The sequence below is a fragment of the Burkholderia mycopellens genome (assembly GCF_964265025.1).
In the GTDB taxonomy this organism is placed as follows: Bacteria; Pseudomonadota; Gammaproteobacteria; order Burkholderiales; family Burkholderiaceae; genus Burkholderia.
Genome location: NZ_OZ183804.1, coordinates 603024 through 623600 on the forward strand (window position 1 = coordinate 603024; position 20577 = coordinate 623600).

Annotated in this window: 20 protein-coding genes and 2 pseudogenes; 12 read left to right on the top strand and 10 right to left on the bottom strand. The window is 62.1% G+C overall.

The features are described from left to right. Nucleotides 1–423: 423 nt before the first annotated feature. Nucleotides 424–1887 carry a mechanosensitive ion channel domain-containing protein gene (locus ACPTTC_RS36660; protein WP_423396191.1) on the top strand — a complete coding sequence of 488 codons (1464 nt, stop codon included), beginning with the start codon at nt 424–426 and terminating at the stop codon, nt 1885–1887. A 59-nt stretch (nt 1888–1946) separates the two neighbouring features. Here ACPTTC_RS36660 and ACPTTC_RS36665 read toward each other — a convergent pair whose 3' ends face one another. Together ACPTTC_RS36665 and ACPTTC_RS36670 are read right to left on the bottom strand one after the other, a co-directional pair. After that, the gene (locus tag ACPTTC_RS36665; protein ID WP_423396192.1) at nt 1947–2855 is read right to left on the bottom strand and encodes a LysR family transcriptional regulator; all 909 of its coding nucleotides are present in this window, start codon (nt 2853–2855) and stop codon (nt 1947–1949) included. Between the two features lie 294 nt (nt 2856–3149). After that, nucleotides 3150–3431, bottom strand: a complete 282-nt coding sequence (locus ACPTTC_RS36670; protein ID WP_175958485.1) for a XapX domain-containing protein — start codon at nt 3429–3431, stop codon at nt 3150–3152. A 310-nt stretch (nt 3432–3741) separates the two neighbouring features. On the opposite strand from ACPTTC_RS36670, the gene ACPTTC_RS36675 reads away from it, so the two are divergent. From ACPTTC_RS36675 to ACPTTC_RS36690, 4 genes are all read left to right on the top strand, one after another. Next, nucleotides 3742–4428, top strand: a complete 687-nt coding sequence (locus ACPTTC_RS36675; protein WP_423396193.1) for a hydrolase — start codon at nt 3742–3744, stop codon at nt 4426–4428. A gap of 169 nt (nt 4429–4597) precedes the next feature. After that, entirely contained in the window at nt 4598–4765 is a 168-nt protein-coding gene (locus ACPTTC_RS36680; protein ID WP_175969361.1) for a DUF1427 family protein, read from the top strand. A gap of 19 nt (nt 4766–4784) precedes the next feature. Then, nucleotides 4785–6677 carry an amidohydrolase gene (locus tag ACPTTC_RS36685; protein WP_423396194.1) on the top strand — a complete coding sequence of 631 codons (1893 nt, stop codon included), beginning with the start codon at nt 4785–4787 and terminating at the stop codon, nt 6675–6677. 1 nt (nt 6678) lies between these two features. After that, nucleotides 6679–7125, top strand: a complete 447-nt coding sequence (locus ACPTTC_RS36690; protein ID WP_226198182.1) for a DoxX family protein — start codon at nt 6679–6681, stop codon at nt 7123–7125. A 133-nt stretch (nt 7126–7258) separates the two neighbouring features. On the opposite strand, the pseudogene ACPTTC_RS36695 reads toward ACPTTC_RS36690, so the two are convergent. After that, nucleotides 7259–7402, bottom strand: a pseudogene (locus ACPTTC_RS36695) (IS3 family transposase); the annotation flags it as partial. Between the two features lie 278 nt (nt 7403–7680). Here ACPTTC_RS36695 and ACPTTC_RS36700 point away from each other — a divergent pair. Both ACPTTC_RS36700 and ACPTTC_RS36705 read left to right on the top strand, forming a co-directional pair. Further along, the gene (locus tag ACPTTC_RS36700; RefSeq protein ID WP_423396195.1) at nt 7681–8517 is read left to right on the top strand and encodes an FkbM family methyltransferase; all 837 of its coding nucleotides are present in this window, start codon (nt 7681–7683) and stop codon (nt 8515–8517) included. A gap of 108 nt (nt 8518–8625) precedes the next feature. Further along, nucleotides 8626–8775: a hypothetical protein gene (locus ACPTTC_RS36705; RefSeq protein WP_423396196.1), complete on the top strand. Its 150-nt coding sequence runs from the start codon at nt 8626–8628 to the stop codon at nt 8773–8775. 164 nt (nt 8776–8939) lie between these two features. Here the strand turns inward: ACPTTC_RS36705 and ACPTTC_RS36710 are convergent, their stop codons facing one another. Then, on the bottom strand, nt 8940–9878 hold the full coding sequence (locus ACPTTC_RS36710; protein WP_423396197.1) for a response regulator: 939 nt from the start codon (nt 9876–9878) through the stop codon (nt 8940–8942). A gap of 244 nt (nt 9879–10122) precedes the next feature. Between ACPTTC_RS36710 and ACPTTC_RS36715 the strand changes: the two genes are divergently transcribed. Then, nucleotides 10123–10596: an acyl-CoA thioesterase gene (locus tag ACPTTC_RS36715; RefSeq protein ID WP_226198179.1), complete on the top strand. Its 474-nt coding sequence runs from the start codon at nt 10123–10125 to the stop codon at nt 10594–10596. A gap of 13 nt (nt 10597–10609) precedes the next feature. Here ACPTTC_RS36715 and ACPTTC_RS36720 read toward each other — a convergent pair whose 3' ends face one another. Then, complete coding sequence (locus ACPTTC_RS36720) at nt 10610–12052, bottom strand: sensor histidine kinase (RefSeq protein WP_226198178.1); 1443 nt, start codon at nt 12050–12052, stop codon at nt 10610–10612. A 200-nt stretch (nt 12053–12252) separates the two neighbouring features. Between ACPTTC_RS36720 and ACPTTC_RS36725 the strand changes: the two genes are divergently transcribed. Beyond that, entirely contained in the window at nt 12253–12612 is a 360-nt protein-coding gene (locus ACPTTC_RS36725) for a hypothetical protein (RefSeq protein WP_423396198.1), read from the top strand. A 188-nt stretch (nt 12613–12800) separates the two neighbouring features. Here the strand turns inward: ACPTTC_RS36725 and ACPTTC_RS36730 are convergent, their stop codons facing one another. Then, nucleotides 12801–13721 (bottom strand): LysR family transcriptional regulator, encoded by a 921-nt coding sequence (locus ACPTTC_RS36730; RefSeq protein ID WP_423396199.1) that lies wholly within the window; start codon nt 13719–13721, stop codon nt 12801–12803. Nucleotides 13722–13884: 163 nt separating this feature from the next. Between ACPTTC_RS36730 and ACPTTC_RS36735 the strand changes: the two genes are divergently transcribed. From ACPTTC_RS36735 to ACPTTC_RS36745, 3 genes are all read left to right on the top strand, one after another. Beyond that, nucleotides 13885–15189: an MFS transporter gene (locus ACPTTC_RS36735; protein WP_423396200.1), complete on the top strand. Its 1305-nt coding sequence runs from the start codon at nt 13885–13887 to the stop codon at nt 15187–15189. Beyond that, entirely contained in the window at nt 15186–16658 is a 1473-nt protein-coding gene (locus ACPTTC_RS36740; protein WP_423396201.1) for a M81 family metallopeptidase, read from the top strand. Before ACPTTC_RS36735 ends, ACPTTC_RS36740 begins: the two co-directional genes overlap by 4 nt. A gap of 747 nt (nt 16659–17405) precedes the next feature. After that, nucleotides 17406–17606 (top strand): H-NS family nucleoid-associated regulatory protein, encoded by a 201-nt coding sequence (locus tag ACPTTC_RS36745; protein WP_423396570.1) that lies wholly within the window; start codon nt 17406–17408, stop codon nt 17604–17606. 72 nt (nt 17607–17678) lie between these two features. On the opposite strand, the pseudogene ACPTTC_RS36750 reads toward ACPTTC_RS36745, so the two are convergent. The 4 genes and pseudogenes from ACPTTC_RS36750 to ACPTTC_RS36765 form a co-directional block, all read right to left on the bottom strand. Then, a pseudogene (locus ACPTTC_RS36750) lies at nt 17679–17885 on the bottom strand (IS110 family transposase); the annotation flags it as partial. A gap of 169 nt (nt 17886–18054) precedes the next feature. Then, nucleotides 18055–19092 (bottom strand): hypothetical protein, encoded by a 1038-nt coding sequence (locus tag ACPTTC_RS36755; protein WP_423396202.1) that lies wholly within the window; start codon nt 19090–19092, stop codon nt 18055–18057. A 106-nt stretch (nt 19093–19198) separates the two neighbouring features. Next, complete coding sequence (locus ACPTTC_RS36760; RefSeq protein ID WP_423396203.1) at nt 19199–19426, bottom strand: hypothetical protein; 228 nt, start codon at nt 19424–19426, stop codon at nt 19199–19201. A gap of 30 nt (nt 19427–19456) precedes the next feature. Then, nucleotides 19457–20575 carry an ImpA family type VI secretion system protein gene (locus tag ACPTTC_RS36765; protein WP_423396204.1) on the bottom strand — a complete coding sequence of 373 codons (1119 nt, stop codon included), beginning with the start codon at nt 20573–20575 and terminating at the stop codon, nt 19457–19459. Nucleotides 20576–20577 lie beyond the last annotated feature (2 nt).

Below are 20577 nucleotides of genomic sequence, written 5' to 3' on the forward strand. Positions count from 1 at the left end.
GTGCACGCGTTCGGATGCGAGGCGGGCGGGGCCGGGTTGCGGCCGCGCGAATCGTAACGGCGCGTGCCGCCGGCGAATTCAGAACGTTTCAGCCTGAACACAGGACCGGGCAGGCCGGTGCGTCTACATTGCATGCACGGAGACCGTCGGCGATTCGCAGGCGTGCGCGCAGCAGGCCGGCTCGCACCGTACCGCAACGCATCGATGTCGCCGCCACTGAATGCCAGCGCGGGGCGGCAGCGACACATGCGTTGCCGCCGCGACTTCGCGCGTCATCGAACGAGTACCGCATGAAACCTGTCCAGTCCGACCTTTCTCGCCACGATTCGCTGCCGGCGGCCGCTCGCCGGATCGGGTAGCGCGCGCCATGCGATCGCGCGAATTCCACGCCTGTCGCGCAGCGCGCATGCGGCCCGTTCCGGCATGCTGAACCTGTCCGTCACGGTCGCCTACGGCGCGCCGATCGTCGCTGCCGACCTCGTTGCATGGCGGTTGCTCGGGCCAGGCCGTTCGACGACGAAGGCGGTCTGGCGCTGTGCGTCGTTCGCCGCGCTGACCTATGTGCTGTTCGCAACCGGCGTGAGCCCGCTCGCGGTGCCCGCGTCGCCCGACCGGTTCGACCGGCTGGCGATCCAGGGGATCGGCGTCGCATGGTGGCTGCAGTGCGCGCTGGTGTTCAGCCTGATGCTCGACCATCTGCTGCTGCCGCGCGCGTGGCGCAACCAGCGGCTGTTTCATGACATCGCCGCGGGCGCCGTGTTCGGCGCGGCCGCGGTGGCCGCGCTCGGCTACGTACTGGGGCTGCCGCTGAGCGGCCTGGTCGCGACCTCGGGCGCGGTGGCCGTGATCCTGGGCCTGGCCGTCCAGAACACGCTGAACGACGTGTTTTCCGGCCTCGTGCTGAATACCACCCAGCCGTTTCGCCTGGGCGATACGGTGGCGATCGGCGAGCTGGAAGGCCGGATTGTCGAAAGCAACTGGCGCGCGACCAAGATGATCAACAGCCTCGGCAACCTGGTCGTCGTGCCGAACAGCACGGCGGCGAAGGCGACGATCGTCAACCTGAGCGAACCCGCGAGCGTGCACGGCGTGACGCTGACGATCGAGATCGATCCGGAAGTGCGGCCGGCCGTCGTCGTCGATGCGCTCGACCGGGCTGCCGCCAGTTCGCTGGACGTGCTGGCCAGTCCGGCGCCGGTCTCGATCGTCAAGGCATTCGGAACCAACTCTGTCGAATACGAACTCGTTTGTTATGTCGACGCGCTGCAAAAAAAGGTGGCGGTGCGTAACCGGCTCTACGATCTGGCCCACCGGCACCTGGCCGCCGCGGACATCGCGCTGCGCCCGCTTGGCGGGACGGCCGCGGCGCACCGGCCGGCGTCGCACGGTCAACGGCTGCTGCGCGCGGTCGAACTCTTCCGGCAACTCGATGACGAGGATCTCGCGGTGCTGGCCGAGGCGCTGGCGTCACGCGTATTCCACAAAGGGGAGGTGATCTACGCGTCGAATTCCGATGCGCGCCTGCTGACGATCGTCGGGGCCGGTGTCGCGTCGGTGTTCGTGCCGGGCGCGACCGGCGACATCGAGGTCAGGAGGATGGCGCCCGGCGACGCGATCGGCCAGTCCGTCGTGCTGGCCGGCACGCAACTTCATGCGAGTGTCTACGCGGTGACCGCCGTGACGGCCTATCAGTTGAGCAGCCGCGACCTGACGCCGCTGATCGCGAGGAAACCGGAACTCGGACGGTTGATGTGCGAATCCCTGACCGAACACATCGCGACCGAGGAGAAGATGATGATCCCGCCGGCCGCGAAGGCGCATGCGTCGTTCAAACTGATCGAATGGCTCGAGAAGGAGATGAAGCGCCTGCACGATTCGTTCGTCTGATGCGGCCGGAGATCGCGGGGAAACGTTCGGTCGAGACGCGCGACCGGCGAGCGGCGGAATCAGGCGAGCGCGGTGAACCGGTCGACGAGGTCGGGGCGGGCGAGCTGATCGACCCACCAGTGCAGCGCGCGTCCGGCCTCGTCGCCGCGCCACGCGATATAGCAATGCGTCGTGTCGCGCATGCCGGTCACCTTGCGGGCGACAAGCTTGCCCTGCGCGATCGCGCGCGCCGCGATGCAATCCGGCAGCGTGCCCACCGCGAGTCCTTCGCATTGCGCGGCCAGTTTTGCGGCAAGCGTGGGGACCGCGAGATACGGCTGCCCGGCGTCGACGGCGACCGAGCGCGGTTGCAGTTCGCGAGAGGTATCGCTGATGACGGCGCCACGGTGCTCGACGACCGACGCCATCGACAGCGGCTCGGGCAGCGCCGCGAGCGGATGGGTCGGGGCGACGGCGAACACATGCCTGAGCGTGCCGATCGGCCGCGCGACGATGTCCGGCAGTTCGGGCGGCTCGCCCGCCGCGCCGACGACGAGATCCGCGCGGCGCGAAATCAGCGCATCCCAGGTGCCGCCGAGGACTTCGGTGGACAGGCGCAGCCGCGTGTTCATCTCGAGTCCGTAGAACGTATGCACGTAGGGCCACAGCGCTTCGAACGGCAGGATCTCGTCGATACAGATGCGAACCTCGGTTTCCCAGCCCTCCTGTGCACGCTGCGCCTTGAGTTCGAGCTGTTCGGCGGCATGCAGCAGCCGGCGGCCCTCTTCGACGACCACGCGACCCGCGTGCGTGAGCTTCGCCCGGCGCCCGCTCCGGTCGAACAGTGCGACGTCGAGGTCGCTTTCGAGCTTTTGTACGAGATAAGTCAGCGCAGACGGTACGCGGTGCAGGAGCTCCGCGGCCTCGGCGAACGTGCCGGTGCGGTCGATCGCGTCCAGGGCTTCGAGCGCTTCGAATGACAGCTTCATGATGAATTCCACGGGGGCGTCGGGCTGTCATGTTATCGCCAAGCACCGCCGAGTCCAATACGATTCAGAACAATTCATCCGGGCGTCGCCGCCGGAACGCTATCCTGGTCCGGGCAAGATTGCGTCGCGCCATTTCAGCGCCCGACCGGTATTGGCGACGTGCACCGGTTCCGAAGCGTCAGCGCACGGGGGAACCGTGCCGGCCGGGCCCGGCTTTCGCGGATGCCTTGCGTGCCGGCTTACCCGCGTGTCGTCCGCCGATCGGCCGGCCCGATTCCGGTCAATCACCGTGGGTCACGACGGTGTCGATTGACGTTGCTTCGCGGCGGCATCGGATCCCTGGGCGCCGGGCAGGGGGCCGAACATGTGCTGGCTGCACTTCGCCTCGCTCCACGCGGTTCTCAAGTGGATGCCTGCGAGCATCCTTCGTGCGACCGGCAGGATCTGTTCGCCGGCAAGGATGCCCAGCAGGCCGACCAGCGCGATCGTGGGCGGAGCGGGCGATTGCACGCCGATCAGGTAATAGACCGCGCCGGCGAGAATGCCGGCAAGCAGCGACGAAATATACGGCTTCATGATTCGGATATAAGTGAATGACAACCGTGTGAAAAATACGGATAACTACCGTTTTGTCCGGAAATCCCGAATTCATTCGATAGCGTAGCAGGTCTTTTGGGATGCGATCATTCAATTCGATTTTTTTAAGATCTTTTAAGGGCTGAATTTAGGGATTTTATTAATTGAATTGATTAAGTGGCGTTACCATGAATTTGCGTATTGAATGACAACGGCTGGCAGGCGAACCTCCCGGCACAGCGCATTGGGCGCCTCCCGGCTTGCCGGCGAGGCAGGCTAGTTTTTATCCGCGTCAAAGGACATGACCGTCATGAGCAATCCGAAGCTTGAAGTACTCACCCCCCATAACAGCCAGCTGATCTTCATCGACCAGCAGCCGCAGATGGCGTTCGGCGTGCAGTCGATCGATCGCCAGGTGCTGAAGAACAACGTCGTCGGGCTCGCGAAGGCCGCGAAGGTATTCAACATCCCGACCACGATCACGACGGTCGAAAGCGACAGCTTCTCGGGTCACACCTATCCCGAGCTGCTCGACGTGTTTCCGAACCAGGAGACGCTCGAACGCACGTCGATGAACTCGTGGGACGACCAGAAAGTTCGCGACGCGCTGGCCGCGAACGGCCGCAAGAAGGTGGTCGTCTCCGGCCTGTGGACCGAAGTCTGCAATACGACGTTCGCGCTCTGCGCGATGCTCGAAGGCGACTACGAGATCTACATGGTCGCCGACGCCTCGGGCGGCACGTCGAAGGACGCGCACGACTTCGCGATGCAGCGGATGGTGCAGGCCGGCGTGGTGCCCGTCACGTGGCAGCAGGTCCTGCTCGAGTGGCAGCGCGACTGGGCACACCGCGAGACGTACGACGCCGTGATGGCGATCGCGAAGGAGCACTCGGGCGCGTACGGGATGGGTGTCGATTACGCGTACACGATGGTCCACAAGGCCGCGCAGCGTACCGCGACGCCGCACGAGTCGATCCCGCCCGTGCCGGCGAAGTGACCGAAGGCAGCCTCGACTGCTGATGCCGATGCGGCGTGTTCCGCGCGAACACGCCGCATCGGCAATCCGAAATCGCGGGCGGCGTCCGTGGTCAATGCACGGATGCCGCCCGCAACGTGTTTGCCAGGACGTACGACCTGCATGCCAACCTGTCCGAGAAATTGATCGTATGGAACCTTATCTGGTTTCCCTTGGTGCGGGATTGCTGATCGGTGTCATTTACAGCGCAATCAAGGTTCGTTCTCCGGCGCCGCCGCTGATTGCCCTTGTCGGGTTGCTCGGCATGTTGATCGGCGTGCAGGCCATCCCCATCCTCAAACAGCTCTTTGGCTTCTGATCGAAGCGAGGTGACGCATATGACTGCAACCGAGACCCAACCGGATCTGATCCTCCGCAACGGAAGGTTCACGACCCTCGACCGCTCGAACCCCACCGCGACAGCGGTGGCAATAGCAGCAGGACGCTTCGTCGCGGTTGGCCACGACGCGGACGTCATGCCGCTCGCCGGACGTGCGACGAAGATCGTCGACCTCGACGGCCGCGCCGTGCTGCCAGGCTTGATCGACAACCACTGCCACGTGATTCGCGGCGGCCTGAACTACAACATGGAGCTGCGCTGGGATGGCGTGCCGTCGCTCGCACTTGCGATGGAGATGCTCAAGCACCAGGTCGCGATTACGCCCGCGCCGCAATGGGTGCGCGTGGTCGGCGGCTTCACCGAACACCAGTTCGCCGAGAAGCGCCTGCCGACGATCGACGAACTCAATGCCGCAGCGCCCGATACGCCGGTGTTCATCCTGCACCTGTATGATCGCGCGCTGCTGAACGCGGCCGCGCTGCGCGTGGTCGGCTACACGAAGGACACGCCGGAGCCGCCGGGCGGCACGATCCTGCGCGACGCCGCAGGCAACCCGACCGGGCTGCTGCTCGCGAACCCGAACGCGACGATCCTTTACGCGACGCTCGCGAAAGGCCCGAAGCTGCCGTTCGAATACCAGTACAACTCGACGCGCCACTTCATGCGCGAGCTGAACCGGCTCGGCGTGACGGGCGTGATCGACGCGGGCGGCGGCTCGCAGAATTATCCCGACGATTACGAAGTGATCCGCAAGCTGCACGACGCGGGCGAGATGACGATCCGGATCGCGTACAACCTGTTCACGCAGAAGCCGAACGCGGAGAAGGAAGACTTCGTGAACTGGACCAAGAGCGTCAAGTATCACGACGGCACCGACTATTTCCGCAACAACGGCGCCGGTGAAATGCTGGTGTTCTCCGCGGCCGATTTCGAGGATTTCCGCGTCGCGCGCCCCGATCTGCCCGCGCAGATGGAGGACGATCTCGAAGGCGTCGTGCGCGTGCTCGCGCAGAACCGCTGGCCGTGGCGCATGCATGCGACCTACGACGAGACGATCGACCGCGCGCTCGACGTATTCGAGAAGGTGAACAAGGACATCCCGCTGGCCGGGCTGAACTGGTTCTTCGATCACGCGGAAACGATCTCCGAAAAATCGATGGACCGTATCGCCGCGCTCGGCGGCGGCATTGCGGTGCAGCACCGGATGGCGTACCAGGGCGAGTATTTCGTCGAGCGCTACGGCGCGCAGGCGGCCGAAGCAACGCCGCCCGTCGCGAAGATGCTCGCCAAGGGGCTCAAGGTGTCGGCCGGCACCGATGCGACGCGGGTCGCTTCGTACAACCCGTGGGTGTCGCTCGCGTGGCTCGTCACGGGCAAGACGGTTGGCGGCTTGCGCATGTACCCGCAGCGCAACCTGCTCGATCGCGAGACCGCGCTGCGCATGTGGACCGAATACGTGACGTGGTTCTCGAACGAGGAGGGCAAGAAAGGACGCATCGCGGTCGGGCAGCTCGCCGACCTGATGGTCCCGGATCGCGACTTCTTCGCGTGCGCGGAGGACGACATCGCGGACACGACCGCATTGCTGACGGTGGTCGGCGGGAAGATCGTATGGGGCACGGGGCCGTTCGCGTCGCATGATGCGCCGATTCCGCCCGCGATGCCGGACTGGTCGCCGGTGCGCGAGTACGGCGGCTACGGTGGCTGGGGCGCGACGCAGCGCAGCGGCGCGCCGTTGCAGCGCGCGGCAGCGGCCGCCGCGGCGTGCGGCTGTTCAAATGCATGCAACGTGCACGCGCATGCGCATGCGAGCGCGTGGGGCCGCGCGTTGCCGACGTCGGACGCGAAGGGCTTCTGGGGCGCGTTCGGCTGTTCGTGCTGGGCGGTCTGACATGTCTGCGACAACCGGCCGGTATAGCCCAGGGTGGATTCGTGTGCTGCTGGCGCAGCCTTGGGTGCCGCCGCTCGCGCGGCTGGCGCTGGTGTCCGCCTTTCTGATCGGCGGCGTCAACAAGGCGATGCACTTCGGCGATGCGATCGCGGAGCAGGCGCACTTCGGCCTGCATCCGCCGGCGTTCTGGGCTGCACTGGCGGTTGTGGTCGAGATCGGCGGTTCGCTGTGCGTGGTGTTTCGCCGGTTCACGTGGATTGGCGCGGGTGGACTCGGCGTGTTGACCGTCGTCGCGATGGTGGTGGCGAACGACTTCTGGAACCACGAGGGCGTGGCGCGTTTCATGGCGCTCAACAGCTTTTTCGAGCACCTGGGGCTGATCGCCGCGCTCGTGCTCGTTACCCTGCTTGGCGATGTTCAAGGTTGGAAACGGGACGGTCGCCCCTGATCGTTCGGATCGGAACGCAGGGGCTACCTTTCGGTGCCCGGGACACGGCGATCCCGGGCGCGCGAGAGGCGGGCGCGTGGCAGGAATACTCGGGCAGCGGGGGCCGCGAATCCAAGCTGCGGACCTTATGATTGTCGTTGCCGCGACGACGGCGAGGACGCCGCCGCGGAATGTTGAGTTGCAAGGCTCGCCACATTCGCCACACGCGCAATTCGCCCGGTGCCAGCCATGCCGATATCTGCCGGTAGCCTAAGCGCGGCACTTCCTGGGCGGCCGCTCAGCGTTCGTGCCTGAGCCGCATGCGCGCGGCATGGGACGACGACATCGTCATTCAGATCTACGGCGGCTGGATACGGCTGCGCTGCGACAAGGGCGACTGGCGTTTTACCAGTAAGGCGGTACTCCGCACGGCGGCGACGCGTCGTCGGCGCCAGGATCAATCAGCAACGCCTTGAGTCATCGATATATTATATAAGGGGCGGACCGGAAAACCCTGTCGTAGCTAGGCCGGTCTACACCGATAAAGTGTACGAAAATCAAGGTTGCGGGGATCCGATGCCAGTTTATGCGAGCCAGAAGTGCCGTTACGGCACGATGCTGTTCAATTCGAATGACCAGTTTGTCGGCCGTAGCCTGTCGCTATATGGCGAATGGTCTGAGCCGGAATCCTTTCTGTTTTCCCAGATGGTTCGCCAGGGCGATATCGTTGTCGAGGCTGGTGCAAACATCGGCTCACATACGGTAATGCTTTCGCATGCAGTCGGTGAAGCCGGCGCGGTGTTTGCGTTCGAGCCGCAACGCCTCACGCATCAGCTGCTCTGCGCAAATCTTGCACAGAACGAGCGCCTTAATGTACTAGCGCTACAGTGCGCGGTAGGCGATACGGAAGGGGTGGTGAATTTCCCGACCGTCGACCCGCGAGTGCCGAACAATTTCGGCGGCCTGTCACTTTTCATGAGCGACACCATAACCGAACAGGTAGCGCTGCGCACTATTGATTCACTGCGATTACAGCGTCTCGATTTTCTGAAGGCAGACGTTGAAGGGTTCGAAGCACAGACCATTCGAGGTGCACAGGAGTCCATACGAGCACATCGGCCAATCGTGTACCTTGAATACCTGAACCACTACACGGGCGACAGCTCGAAGTCGTTCCTCGAGTTTTTCTCGGCCCTCGACTATCGAGTCTGGTATTTCATCACGCCGCTTTTCAATCGGCAAAACTTCCTCGGCAACCTCGAAAACGTATTCGACGGTACGTGGTCGTTTGATCTCGTATGTATCCCGCGCGAGCGTGGTGACATGCAAGGGCTGGTTGAGGTGACGCCTGACAACGTGGGCGTGTGCCGTGATCCGGATGCATGGCGAAGCGTACGTTTTGTTGCAGCGTAGATTTTCAGAAGCCGCACTGGGTCAGACTGACCCTAGCCCACAAAACCGTCCCATTTGGAAGCGGAAGATTCCGGCATGACGATGTCATCGAAACTTGGAGGTCATGCCGTGAAGAAGAGCAAGTTCACCGAAGAGCAATCGCTTCGCGCTGCAGCTTTCGTGACGCGTGGTGACAACATCAGATCGGGAATCGATCGATATCGGGAGGCGGCGCAGATCGCTGATCGACCGCCTGCCCTGATTGGATGTGCCGTCTAATTGGAATAGTGGGTGGCCCTCGGAATAGGGCGCTATTGAAACAAAATTCCGTGCCGATGATAACTGTCAACATTGACAGGGATAATTCCGATTCGAGTGGCTGCCGAGCCGACGACAGCACCGCCTCGCGTACCCGCTCCGCCCAGGGACGGGCGGATGATTTCTTACGCGTGACGCCATTTTGCCAACGTGGGCAGCTCGCGCTCGGTGGCCGCATCGTCCAGACGGGTCCAGCTATAAAACGTGCCGCTCCATCCCGGAACGGGTAGCGGGGTTGCGCAGCGAATGTCCGCGAGACCCGGCCGATAGCCCTGAGATGGCCAGAACAGCGGCATGATGCGGCGAGCTTCCATCCCGCGGCACAATTCGGCCGGTCCACCCGCGTCGGCCACGATATCGCAGTGGAACGACCAGTCCTCCTCGCTCCAGGCGAGAAAGACACTTGGCGCACCGGCGGCGTCAAACATCAGCACCGCGTCCTGATTGGGGCGCCAGTAGTATTCGACGATGCCTTCCCGCGCGGCCACCGCATCGATCAACTTGACGATCCGCGGATCCCGGTAGGTCGCTCCTGCTTCATGCAGGCTGATGTGCCCGCGGGCTGCGCAGAACTTGCGTTTCGCGTTGTCCAGCACGGTTGCCAGCTTGCGGGGCATCTCGACGTCGGTTTTCTTCAGATAGCAATCGATCAGTCCCGCGTTGAATGCGTCCACTGCCTCGCGCTCATCGGCGATGCCGGTGAGCAGGATTTTCATGCAGTCCGCGTTACGGATGGAGGCCAGAAACCGGATGCCGTCGACCTCCGGCATCGAATAGTCGACGACTACCGCGCCCACCGCCTCAAATCGGGCGAGATCGGTGAGCACATCATGGCCGATCGCATTTCCGCCGGCCTTCTCCGCGCCAAAATAGTCCGCGGCGGTCGGTGGTGTCTCCGCGTCACGCGACGATACGAAGTCGAGCGCGGCCTGGGGCTGCGTAAAAAAGCGGTTCAGGCGTTCGTCCGGAAATATGCCCCGCAGGGCCTGCAGGAAATCCGGATTGTCGTCGACAAATACCACGGACACGGGATAAAGCACCGGCTGCCTAACGAAGGATTGCATTCGAGTCTCGATAAATCAGCAGAGGAACGTGCGGCACCGGAGACGCATGACCGCAAACGACGGTCGCATTGCACGACCGCTCTAATTATCCGGCGAAAGTGGGACGCGCATCAACTGCTCCTCATCCGCGCATTCGACACGTTTGGACCGCGCCGCTCAGTTTAAATGCACGGGGAGAATCGGGCCATTCCTTCTCGTTGAAGGAATGCGCCGCTACCGCCAGTAGCGATTCAAGGAGTTATCCATGCTGACGCGAGACACGATTCTTAACGTCCTTTCCAACGAAACGGCACATCTGTCCGAGAAAACCTTCCATCACGTGGTCGACATTTACCTCAAGGATTCCAATGCCTTCATGAATACCTATTTCTCACGCTACTTCGAATGGCAGGGCGTGTGCCGTGAACGCTGGTTTCACGAATGCATCCACAACAACCTGCTGGCGGCCGGCGGGTCGTTCGTGACGAAGCGCGCGCATCAGGAATACGTCCACGAGACGTTTCCGTTCCAGCGGGTCGATTGCTATCTCAATACGTTCGAGGTTCGGCAGTGTTCGGCCTATCTGCTGTTTCGCTTCTACGTTGACGGACGGCAAGTGTCGCTGGGGTATCAGCAGATCGTGTTTGCCGGTTCCGACAAGCGGATCCGCCGGTTTCCGCCGGGCATCATCGAGCGGGTCAAGGCGTATGAACTGATCCTGCCGTCCGCCGCGAACTGAATGTGAGACAGCCTTACCCGATGCGATAGCGCCGGGTGGGCGCCGGCGGATCGCGCAATGCCTGGTCCGCCGGCGAACCGGGCTCCGGCAGCCGAATCGTGAACGTGGTCCGGACGCCGGGGACGGATTCACACGCGATGGTGCCGCCGAGCGCCTCGCATACGCGGCGACAGAAGCTCAAGCCCATGCCAGCGCCGCGACCGTGCGATTTGGTTGAGAAGAAGGCGTCGAAGATTCGAGGGAGCACATCGGGAGCGATGCCCGGGCCCGTATCGCTGAAACGCACCACGCAGTAACCGTTGCTGCGATGGGCCCCGATCTCGATCTGCCCATGGCCGTTTGCGTGGATCGCGTACAGGGCGTTTTTCAGCAGATTGAAGATGACGAAGATCACGAGCGAGTCGGATCCGGAGAACCGCAGGTCCGGATCGATCGGGTCGACCGATACGCGGTCTCGCTCACCCACACGGAAGGGAAAGCGCTCCACCGCGGCGTCGACACAGGCCCGGATCGGATAGGCCGCGAAGCCGTGGCGATCGAGTCGGTCCAGCGTAAAGGACGCCAGGGACATTTCGACCACCGTACTCGTGGTGTCGACCTGGCGCCGGATCGACGACGCGAGCGTCGGCAGCCGCTCCAGCTGTCCGGGATATAAACCGTCGGCGCACAACCGGTGCTCCACCGCTAGCCGATACCCGCGCAGCAGCACCGGCAGGACGCGCCGCAGCTCGTCCGCGTGCAGGCCGATCGCCGCCAGCGGCGTGGCCACTTCGTGCGCGACCGTCGCGGCCAGCAGATAGGGGCCCATCAGGCCGTAGCGGACGATCGACGTCGCGAGAATCCCGAGACTGAGCGCGATAACCAGCACCCCCACCGGATAGAACTCGACTCCGTAGTTCACCGCATAGTCGGTAGCCGCGAGCGAGTAGAGGCCCAGGCTGACGAGACATTGGGTGAGCAGTTGCCGGACGTCTCGCGCTCGCTCCTGTCGTCTAGCGTCGATCAGGAGCCAACCGCTGCGGCCGACCAGGAGTACCGTCTGCACGACGTGCAACGGATGCAGTGGGCCCGCCTTGGGATACGGGCCAAAGAAATGCAGGCGAAATCCGTCGACGACCGCATTGCTCGTGACGAGCAGTACCGCCAGCAGGACGCAGAGTCCATAGGATGCGAACAGGATCGGCCGCTCGTCCCGACGCGACACGATCTCCGTCACGAAATGGTAGAAGGTCGTCGGCAGAAAAAGGATGAACAGATAGCCTGCCTTGACCAACACGGTGGCAACGTCCGCCTCGGTCGTCTGGAACAGGAAGGCCCACGTTCCCTGCCAGACGAAGGTCGTCGCGCACATCAAGACGAACGGGACAGATACGCGCGTGAGGCCCTTGGTGGCCAGCACGTAGAGGCCGAACCCGAGAAACAACGCAGATACAAACGCGGGCAAGATCGAGTACATGATGCGTGAATCCACAATGTTCACTGGTCGCGCACCACTGAACTGTCTTGGCCGGTGCCATTTACGAAAGTAGCACGCAGCGGCAGGCGAGCGGGTGCGGCGGGTTTGTACATGGGGTCTCCCCGCATCACGATGGTCGATCGCGCCCGCGACGGGCCCCGAACAGGACAGTCGAATGCCATCATGATGAGGAGCTGGCCATGGATTTCAACTTGGCCGCTACAAGCTATGTCCCCTCGATTGCATTCGTCATCACGATCGCGCGAGCTATCGCAATGACGAATGTCAAGAACCACTCCGCAACTAAAGCTGCTGTCGATCGTGTCAAGCAGGAACTCGAACAGGACGACAGTCTACCCGGCGAACTGCCCGACTGGCGGGTGAGTCATCACCGATTTGCAATAAAATTTTCGAAGCAATTGCATCGATCGAGTGCAAAATCTCGAATAATCAGCCGACCCGATACACCTGTCCGGGAGCCCGCGTTCCCTGTCATAAAAAATGACGTCGGATGGATAACCGATGCCTGCTTGCGGCAAGCACCGCATGCCCCGCTTTAACACGGGGTTTCGCGAATACCCGGGGGTGACGACCCGTACGGATTCCGACGACCACCCGGCGGCATGCCGGCATCACCTGACGGCGCAGCAGCCGTCGCCTCATCGTGACACTTCGCGACGCAGGTTCAACCGCGAACACCGCTTTCGACCAACAATCGAGGCAACAGGCCGCCCCCGGCCGAATTTTATTACTCGTCGCGAGTCGCAAACGTCGACATCCTCGTTTCGATGCGTCGTAGGAGTTCTTGAGCGGCAAAGGGTAGCGTTCGCTCGGATTTCACAAGTACCTGGGCGCTCTGGCGCCCGAGAAGAGGGTGGTCGATCGCCTTGCCGACCAATCGACCTTCTGCCACGTCTCCGGCGATCGAATAGTCGGTCAGGAAAGCCACGCCCATTCCAGCGATGGCGAAGCGGCGCAGAACGTCGAGTGTGTTACCGACGAGGGAGGGCTGATATCGAACCGGCTCGCTGCGAGCAAGCATGTCGATCGTGCCGCCTAAACCATACATCGGCGGCATCGTCGCGAACGGATACGAGATCGCGCGGCCAAATGTGATTGCACCCGGTTGGGACGCAAGGGGATGGTCGGGCCGCACGGCGGCGACGACTTGATGAACGACGCTGCGATGGACGCATATCCCGTCGGTTTTCGGCGGGCTGTATGCGATCCCGATATGGGCGACATCCTTCAGCACGTCACTGACGATCTCACCGGTCGCACGGATATTCACCGCGAGCCGCACATTCGGGTACTCGTTCCCAAAGGTCCAGAGAATCTCCTCGGTGAGCGCGGGTATGACCCCCTCACTCGCTGAAATTGCCACGCGCCCCGTCTTAAGCGAACGAAGCATGTCCAGCTCGCTTTGCAGCACCTCGTAAGTCGCTTCGCACCCGCGATGGTAACGGAGGAGGCACTCTGCCTGTTCCGTCGCCACGACGCCGGAGGAATGACGATCGAAAAGGTGCAGGCCTGTCTCGCCTTCAAGTCGCTGAATCTGCCGGCTCACCTCCGACGGCGCGACCTGCAGTCGATCCGCCGCCTTTCGGAATGACCGCTCAGTCATGACGATCTCGAAGTATTGCATCTGGCGGTTTTTCGGAGTTGCCATCTTTTATTCTCTATTGAATAGATGTTGACTTCGACAGGCGTTGCGATATATCGCAACACCCCAGTCAAAATATTGATATCCAGCGTAACACCATTTGACGCTACAGTTTGCACCTATCCAAAATCCACAACACTGATAATCATCTCAATTTCCGAGAACATTCATGTCAATTGTGTTCGACGCCGGCAATAATGATGCACAGGCCTTGTACAGGAAAATCGATCGCCGAGTCCTTGCCTTCCTCGCCGTCTGTTATGCAGTCGCGTATGTCGATCGAGTGAATGTCGGTTTTGCAAAATTGCAAATGCAGCAGGATCTCGCGTTGAGCGACGCGGCCTACGGCTTCGGCGCGGGCGTATTTTTCCTGGGTTACATGCTGTTCGAAATTCCGAGCAACCAGCTCCTGACCCGGATCGGCGCGCGCAAGACGCTGAGCCGCATCATGCTGCTCTGGGGCCTCGCGTCGATGTCGATGTTCCTGGTCACCGACGCAACGTCGTTCTACCTAGTCCGATTCCTTCTCGGTGTGTTCGAGGCCGGTTTTGCTCCTGGCATGCTGTTCTATCTGACTCGCTGGTACCCGCGCGAGCGTCTCAGCCGGGCGATGGCTTTGTTGCTCTGCGCGGCGCCACTCGGCGGTATCGTCGCAGCGCCTGCGTCGGGGTGGATACTCGAACACATGAAGGATGTAGCTGGGCTGGCCGGCTGGCAGTGGATGTTCTTGATCGAGGGCGTGCCGGCGCTCATTCTCGGCGCAGTCGCGCTTACCTGGCTCAGTGACGCGCCCGAGGACGCGCGATGGCTGACGGCGGACGAGAGGCGGGCGGTCATCGCGCAACGCGATACCGAACAATCGATGCAGGAACGATGGCCGGCGCTGAGGACGGTGCTGCGCGACGTCGGAATTTACCGTCTGTCAGTGATCTATTTCTGCCTGATTTGCGGTGTCTACGTCGTGGGCTTCTGGCTACCCTCGATCCTGAAGGCGAGCGGCGTGAACAGCCTCGTCGAGATCGGCTGGTACTCGGCCATCCCTTACACGGCAGCAATGATCGGGATGTACCTGCTGGCAAGGCGCTCCGACCGGACACTCGAGAGGCGACGCCATGCCGGGTTCGCGGCAGCCGCGGGCGCCGTTGCGCTGGCGATCGCCGCACTGTTCGTTGATCGATTCGGCGTGTCGATCGTGGCGATCACGCTTGCAACCGCGCTGACGTATGCGGCCTACGCGGTCTTCTGGGCTATTCCGCCGGAGTACCTCCGCTCGTCGGTCGCCGCAACCGGCATCGCATTCATCAATACCGTCGGGCTACTTGGCGGCTTCCTCAGTCCAACGATCATCGGCACCTTGAAATCGATCACCGGGAGTACAACAGCGGGGCTGTTCGTAATCGTCGGATTGCTCGCGCTCGGCGCGCTTCTACTCCTTGTCCGCCCCATACGCTTGACGGAGGCTGAGCGCTCATGAAGTACTTTGTTGCCGGGTTTCTGCATGAAACCAATACGTTTGTGTCATCGCGCGCGCGCTACAGTGATTTCGCGGAAGGCGCGAATGGTCCGATAGTCAGGGGCGACGCGGTGCTCGCGTTGCAGAAGGCGAATCTCGCCATTGGCGGATTCATCGCAGCACTCGATCCGGGAGCGGACACCTTGATTCCCGGTTTGTGGGCCCATGCGACGCCCTCTGGACCGGTGACGCAGGATGCGTTCGAGCGCATCGCCGGCGAGATCGTCGACGGGGCGCGCGCGGCGAAGGCGGATGCGATATTTCTCGACTTGCACGGTGCAATGGTTGTCGAGCATGTCGACGACGGCGAGGGCGAACTGCTGAGGCGCTTACGCGAAGCCGTTGGCCCGGGCACCATCATCGCTGCGTCGCTGGACCTGCATGCGAACGTGACCGCCCAGATGTTCGAGAGTGCCGACGGCCTCGTTGCGTACCGCACCTATCCCCACGTCGACATGGCGGATACGGGCGCTCGCGCGGCACGCCTGATCGCAAGGATTGCACAAGAACGCGGCCGTTATTGCCGCGGCATCCGGCGCGGCCCGTTCCTCGTTCCAATCGAAGCGATGGCGACGTCGAGCCCACCTGCGGCAGACCTCTACCGGGCCCTTGCCTCCCTTGAGGCGGATCTCGGCGTTGACCTGTCGATTGCACTCGGCTTCCCTGCTGCAGATATTGCCGAGTGCGGCCCGACAATCTGGGGATACGGCATTGAAGGTGCCGCGCTCGACGAGGCGCTGGACCGGCTCTATCGGCAGTTCACCTCCTGCGAGGAGGATTGGCGGGCATCCTGCCTGTCCCCGGATGATGCTGTCATGACGGCCATGGCAATCGCGGCAAACGCAAAGCGCCCGGTTGTGATCGCCGACACACATGACAATCCGGGGGCGGGTGCCGATTCCAACACGACGGAAATGTTGGCGGCCCTGTTGCGCCACGGCGTGAATCACGCAGCGCTTGGGATCATTTGCGATCCGGCCGCGGCTGCAGCCGCTCACGCTGCCGGCGTCGGATCCACGATCACGCTCACTCTGGCGGACGGCACGCCGCGCGCGTTCCAGGCGACCTTTGTCGTCGACGGTCTTTCCGACGGTGAATGCCGGCTCGAGGGGCCAATGATGCGCGATGTCGACTTGCGGTTGGGACCATGCGCATGCTTACGCGTCGATGGCGTGCGCGTGGTCGTGAGCAGTGTGAAAACCCAGTTGCTGGACTGCAACCTCTATCGGATGGTCGGCATCCAGCCCGAAGCGATGGCGATTCTGGTGAACAAGAGTTCGGTCCATTTCCGTGCCGCCTTCGAACCGATTGCGGAGGCAGTGCTCGTTGCACGAACCGCCGACGGCATCGAGACCGACCCTGCCAAGCTGCCGTGGCGAAAACTCAATCCTGCCGTTCGTGTCGCGCCCCGGCACCGCACGACAGGCTGACGACACCCGCTGGAACCAAACCGACGTTTTTGCTTGAAGACCCGGAGCGATCTCCTGCAGAACCGACATGGCGTTGGACTGGCTTCGTGTTGACGAATCGTATGATTCGTCATAGCGACTGTGCACGCGAAAACGAAGGTTTGGTGTCGGCTCGATATTGCGGTCGATTTCGTGACCGAGACCGGCCCCGGGCTCAAAGAACACCGGATCGCGCTGGATGACTCAGCGCTGCAGGACCATTTGAAGTAGGGCGGTTCGGCGAGGTGCGACCAATACCCCACGGAACGTAACCATAGTCGCGACTTGTGAGAGTGAGCACCCATGGCTGACCATATTCCACGACAACATTCTCTGGTCCAAAGGCAGTGCGAGGTCACCCTGGGGATATCGTTTGTCGGATCCACGAGAGTTGCTCGTCGTTCCTCGAAATGGTCGAATCAACAAAGCTAATTGACCGTTGTCGTCCGCCTGTTTTGGCGACCAAGTCCCTCAGGCGGTTCGCGATTTCCCCTCTCGATCGCGCACTTTCTTCATTTCGACCGTGGTGTTTTCTAACTTTTATTATTCGCATTACTGAATTTAGTAGTCGAGACGACTGCGAACCATAACGATCACTTGACTCTCTCGCTCCGAGAATATTCCATGTCGACCTACCGCGATTTGAAAGCCCAGATTCAAGAACTTCAAAAGCAGGCTGAGCTTGCCCGCACTCAGGAACTGTCGAACGCCGTTAGGGAAATACAACAGATGATTGCCGAGTTCGACCTGAGACCCGAGGATTTGTTCACTGAACTGAAACTCAAGCCACGTCGGATCAAGCGCCGCGGTCCGGTCTCTCCGAAGTATCGCGATCCCATATCTGGCGCGCTCTGGAGCGGTCGGGGCCGAGAGCCGCTCTGGATCGCCGGCCGCGAAAGGGACAAGTTCCTGATCGACGAGCCAACGTAATCGAGGACGCTTTGGCACAGGCGGCAACCGGAGTCTCGATTGGCTCACCATGCCGCCATTCGATTTCACCCGCTCGTGCCCGAGCGCTGTCAGTTGCCGGGCCCAGTGATGGGCGCTGCCGCAAGCTTCCATGACGATCCGGGCTGCAGGCCGGTTGGCGAAGAATGGCAGCATCTGGTCACGCTTGAGCACCTTGCCGTGAATTCTGCCATCCGGATCGACAAAGTGAATCTGGAAAACGCGCTTGGCCAGGTCGATGGCTATCGTCGTGGGCTCCATGGAATCTTTCCTGAACGGAAGAACGGACAAAGCACTGTCGCACATCCACACCAGGAGCTGAGAAAGCACGATCAGGCGCTGGAGCGGTCGTTGTGGCGGGAGGCGACCATTCCATCTATCTAGCCACTACAACCAATGTCCACGCCAAGTTAAATTGTCGGGCTTCCAGCTAAATTGAAATGTCGCGGTGTTTGGGTTTTTCCTTGTCTTTGTTTATGGGGTTGGGGTGGGGCGGCGAAGCCGCCCCCCGTCCCCTGATTCCTTCGACGCTGACCTCAAGAATGGCTTGATTCAGGTCAGCAAGCTTGAGCGCACGCTGTTTCTTCAGCCCGATTAGCGCCTTCTTAGCCTGGACTTCTGCACCGCAATGAGTGCGCGACGGTGAGCCGGCTGCGCGGCGATCGTCACGCATGGTCTGGACGCGCCGCGCGACTTCCAGTGCGCTGGACAGCCGCTTGTTCTCGACCTCTGCGCCCTGATCGATGCGCGTGATGCGATCGTATTGCCGGCATGACAGCGCCACACCATTTGCCTGGACCTCAATCAAGCCATCGGGATACTCAACAACTTCGACATATTCGTGCACGAGGTTCCGATTGACCGCCGAATCGGCCAGCAGGTACATCACGCGGTCGTACTGCACCGTCAACGCATTGGATACCCTGCGTGGCACGCGATAGGACAAGATCTGCCTCAGATCCTCATCAGCGCGCAGCGATCGGTGCGCGTCGTGGTCGCTCCTCGGCGGTTTGCCGAAGCGCCGATTGAAGTCAGCGATGAAGAAGGGCGCATACGCATTGGCGGCCTCCCGCGTACTGATTCCGCGCAATCGGAGTTCCTTGACCAGCCGGTCCTGCAGCGTCAGGTTCGCCCGCTCCACACGCCCTTTGGCCTGGCTCGTGTTAGCACAGAACGCGTCGATGTTGAGCTCGTAGAGAGCTCGGCCAAACTGCGTGACGCCTTTGCCCGCCGTCTCCGAGCGCTTCTTTACGTAATAGACGACTGCTACGTTCCTCTGTTCTTCCGAGTACTTCGGCTTTACGCGAACATACCCCCTCTGCAGATCGCCACGCTTCTCGAATTCCTTACACCACGCCTTGAGAGAATTCTTCGTCGGGTAACCCAACGGGCGAATGGTCGCCTTGCTGCGCTTCCCGAGTTTCAGGTACAACTCAGCCGCCCGAACGCGTTCTTGGTATGAATACATGGACTACCTCCAAAGTAGTCCAAGATTTTGTCCGCATCCCCATCCAAAATTGACACAGGCGGAACAGCGGTCGTATCCGGCGTCGTGCGAACACGCAATCCCTATGTCAGCGGCGGGCCGGAACCGGCCTGTCCTGAATCAATATCTCATCCAGACACACCCACGTGAGCAATGCTGAAACCGCAATCGCGGCCGTGAGCATGAGCATTCGCGAATTCGTTCGCGATTGACGCGGTTCGTTCTCACATGGCTTCGGCGGGTGTTCCCAGATGACTCGCTTGAGGTCGCCGATGCCCGTCGAAAATTGGAACTCGGAAGAGCTGTCGTTTTTCATTCTGTATGATCCGTTCGAAGTTTTTCGCTATCACGGACCTTCGGCCTCGTCCCATTGCGCCAGAAGGTCGCCAGGAATTGCCTTGACCGCTTCCGCGTAGCGCTTACCGACAAACTGCTCGGCGCGCTTGAGCAATACCGGAACCGGGCTGCTGGGCTCATGTGTCTCGAACCAGTGACGTGCCGCACTGATCAATGCCAGCGCCGCTTGTCGGTCGGTGGGCGCGACATCCGTGCGCGCCGCGGCGGACGGCGGCTCGGCAGTGTCGAGGCGCTCGCCGTTGTGCTGCACCGGCGGGGATTCGGTCGCATGCGTTCCCGGCGTCATGCTGCCGTCGTGATCGGCGGCGTCGAGGGGAGATGTATCAGCCGGTGCGGATTCGTTGTGTTGGTCGCCTTGCTGCAGCAGCTGGAGGAGGCGGACCAGGGGCGAGAAGTCGGGCAGGAACGACTCCAGATGGGCGGCGCACCACGTGTTGATCGCAGCGAGGTTCGAGATCGTCTCGTCAAAGGCGGCCATGGTCGCCGGCTGCTGCAGACGTAGATCCTGCAGCTGCTGCTCGACCGAGTCGGGTGCGATGGCGTCGGCCGGGCGTGGATGCGCGAAGGCGCGCTCGACATCCCGCACCTGCAGCCGCGTGGCGGTCGACTTCATCAGCGCGATTTCCCGCACGTCGGCTAGCAGCCCATCTGGGTCCGCGAGCCCCTGCAACGCATTCATCCGCATGTCCAGCGCGGCCTCGCGATCATTGTCAACGCCTGCCTGTGGATGGATGTTGTCCGGAAACGTCTGCAGCCATGTCGCGAGCAGTCCCGTACCTTCCGCGAGTCCGACCGCACCGCCCAAGCGGGTGCGGCAACGCGTGTAGAGCGCTGCCACACGCATGTCCTTCGTGCGCAGCATCAGGCGCCGGCAGTCGCGTTCGATCTCGCTCCAGTTGAGCGGATCGGGCCCACCGACGAACGCGCCGTATTGCACGTCCTGCCTGGGTGCAATGCCCGCGAAGAGGACCACGAAATCATGGTCGTATTCAAGATCCGGGCCGCAAGGCGCGCTGTCGCTCACGGGCGTGAGCCAGTCGAAGTGCGACGCGCCCGTGACGGGGGCGTGGCCGAGTTTGCCGTGGGTGGCGGATTGCTGCTTGCTCATGG

Bases quoted from the DNA above. Each gene is read 5' to 3' on its own strand.
- ACPTTC_RS36660 (WP_423396191.1), top strand. From the start codon at position 424: ATGCTGAACCTGTCCGTCACGGTCGCCTACGGCGCGCCGATCGTCGCT.
- ACPTTC_RS36665 (WP_423396192.1), bottom strand. From the start codon at position 2,855: ATGAAGCTGTCATTCGAAGCGCTCGAAGCCCTGGACGCGATCGACCGC.
- ACPTTC_RS36670 (WP_175958485.1), bottom strand. From the start codon at position 3,431: ATGAAGCCGTATATTTCGTCGCTGCTTGCCGGCATTCTCGCCGGCGCG.
- ACPTTC_RS36675 (WP_423396193.1), top strand. From the start codon at position 3,742: ATGAGCAATCCGAAGCTTGAAGTACTCACCCCCCATAACAGCCAGCTG.
- ACPTTC_RS36680 (WP_175969361.1), top strand. From the start codon at position 4,598: ATGGAACCTTATCTGGTTTCCCTTGGTGCGGGATTGCTGATCGGTGTC.
- ACPTTC_RS36685 (WP_423396194.1), top strand. From the start codon at position 4,785: ATGACTGCAACCGAGACCCAACCGGATCTGATCCTCCGCAACGGAAGG.
- ACPTTC_RS36690 (WP_226198182.1), top strand. From the start codon at position 6,679: ATGTCTGCGACAACCGGCCGGTATAGCCCAGGGTGGATTCGTGTGCTG.
- ACPTTC_RS36700 (WP_423396195.1), top strand. From the start codon at position 7,681: ATGCCAGTTTATGCGAGCCAGAAGTGCCGTTACGGCACGATGCTGTTC.
- ACPTTC_RS36710 (WP_423396197.1), bottom strand. From the start codon at position 9,878: ATGCAATCCTTCGTTAGGCAGCCGGTGCTTTATCCCGTGTCCGTGGTA.
- ACPTTC_RS36715 (WP_226198179.1), top strand. From the start codon at position 10,123: ATGCTGACGCGAGACACGATTCTTAACGTCCTTTCCAACGAAACGGCA.
- ACPTTC_RS36720 (WP_226198178.1), bottom strand. From the start codon at position 12,052: ATGTACTCGATCTTGCCCGCGTTTGTATCTGCGTTGTTTCTCGGGTTC.
- ACPTTC_RS36725 (WP_423396198.1), top strand. From the start codon at position 12,253: ATGGATTTCAACTTGGCCGCTACAAGCTATGTCCCCTCGATTGCATTC.
- ACPTTC_RS36730 (WP_423396199.1), bottom strand. From the start codon at position 13,721: ATGGCAACTCCGAAAAACCGCCAGATGCAATACTTCGAGATCGTCATG.
- ACPTTC_RS36735 (WP_423396200.1), top strand. From the start codon at position 13,885: ATGTCAATTGTGTTCGACGCCGGCAATAATGATGCACAGGCCTTGTAC.
- ACPTTC_RS36740 (WP_423396201.1), top strand. From the start codon at position 15,186: ATGAAGTACTTTGTTGCCGGGTTTCTGCATGAAACCAATACGTTTGTG.
- ACPTTC_RS36745 (WP_423396570.1), top strand. From the start codon at position 17,406: ATGATTGCCGAGTTCGACCTGAGACCCGAGGATTTGTTCACTGAACTG.
- ACPTTC_RS36755 (WP_423396202.1), bottom strand. From the start codon at position 19,092: ATGTATTCATACCAAGAACGCGTTCGGGCGGCTGAGTTGTACCTGAAA.
- ACPTTC_RS36760 (WP_423396203.1), bottom strand. From the start codon at position 19,426: ATGAAAAACGACAGCTCTTCCGAGTTCCAATTTTCGACGGGCATCGGC.
- ACPTTC_RS36765 (WP_423396204.1), bottom strand. From the start codon at position 20,575: ATGAGCAAGCAGCAATCCGCCACCCACGGCAAACTCGGCCACGCCCCC.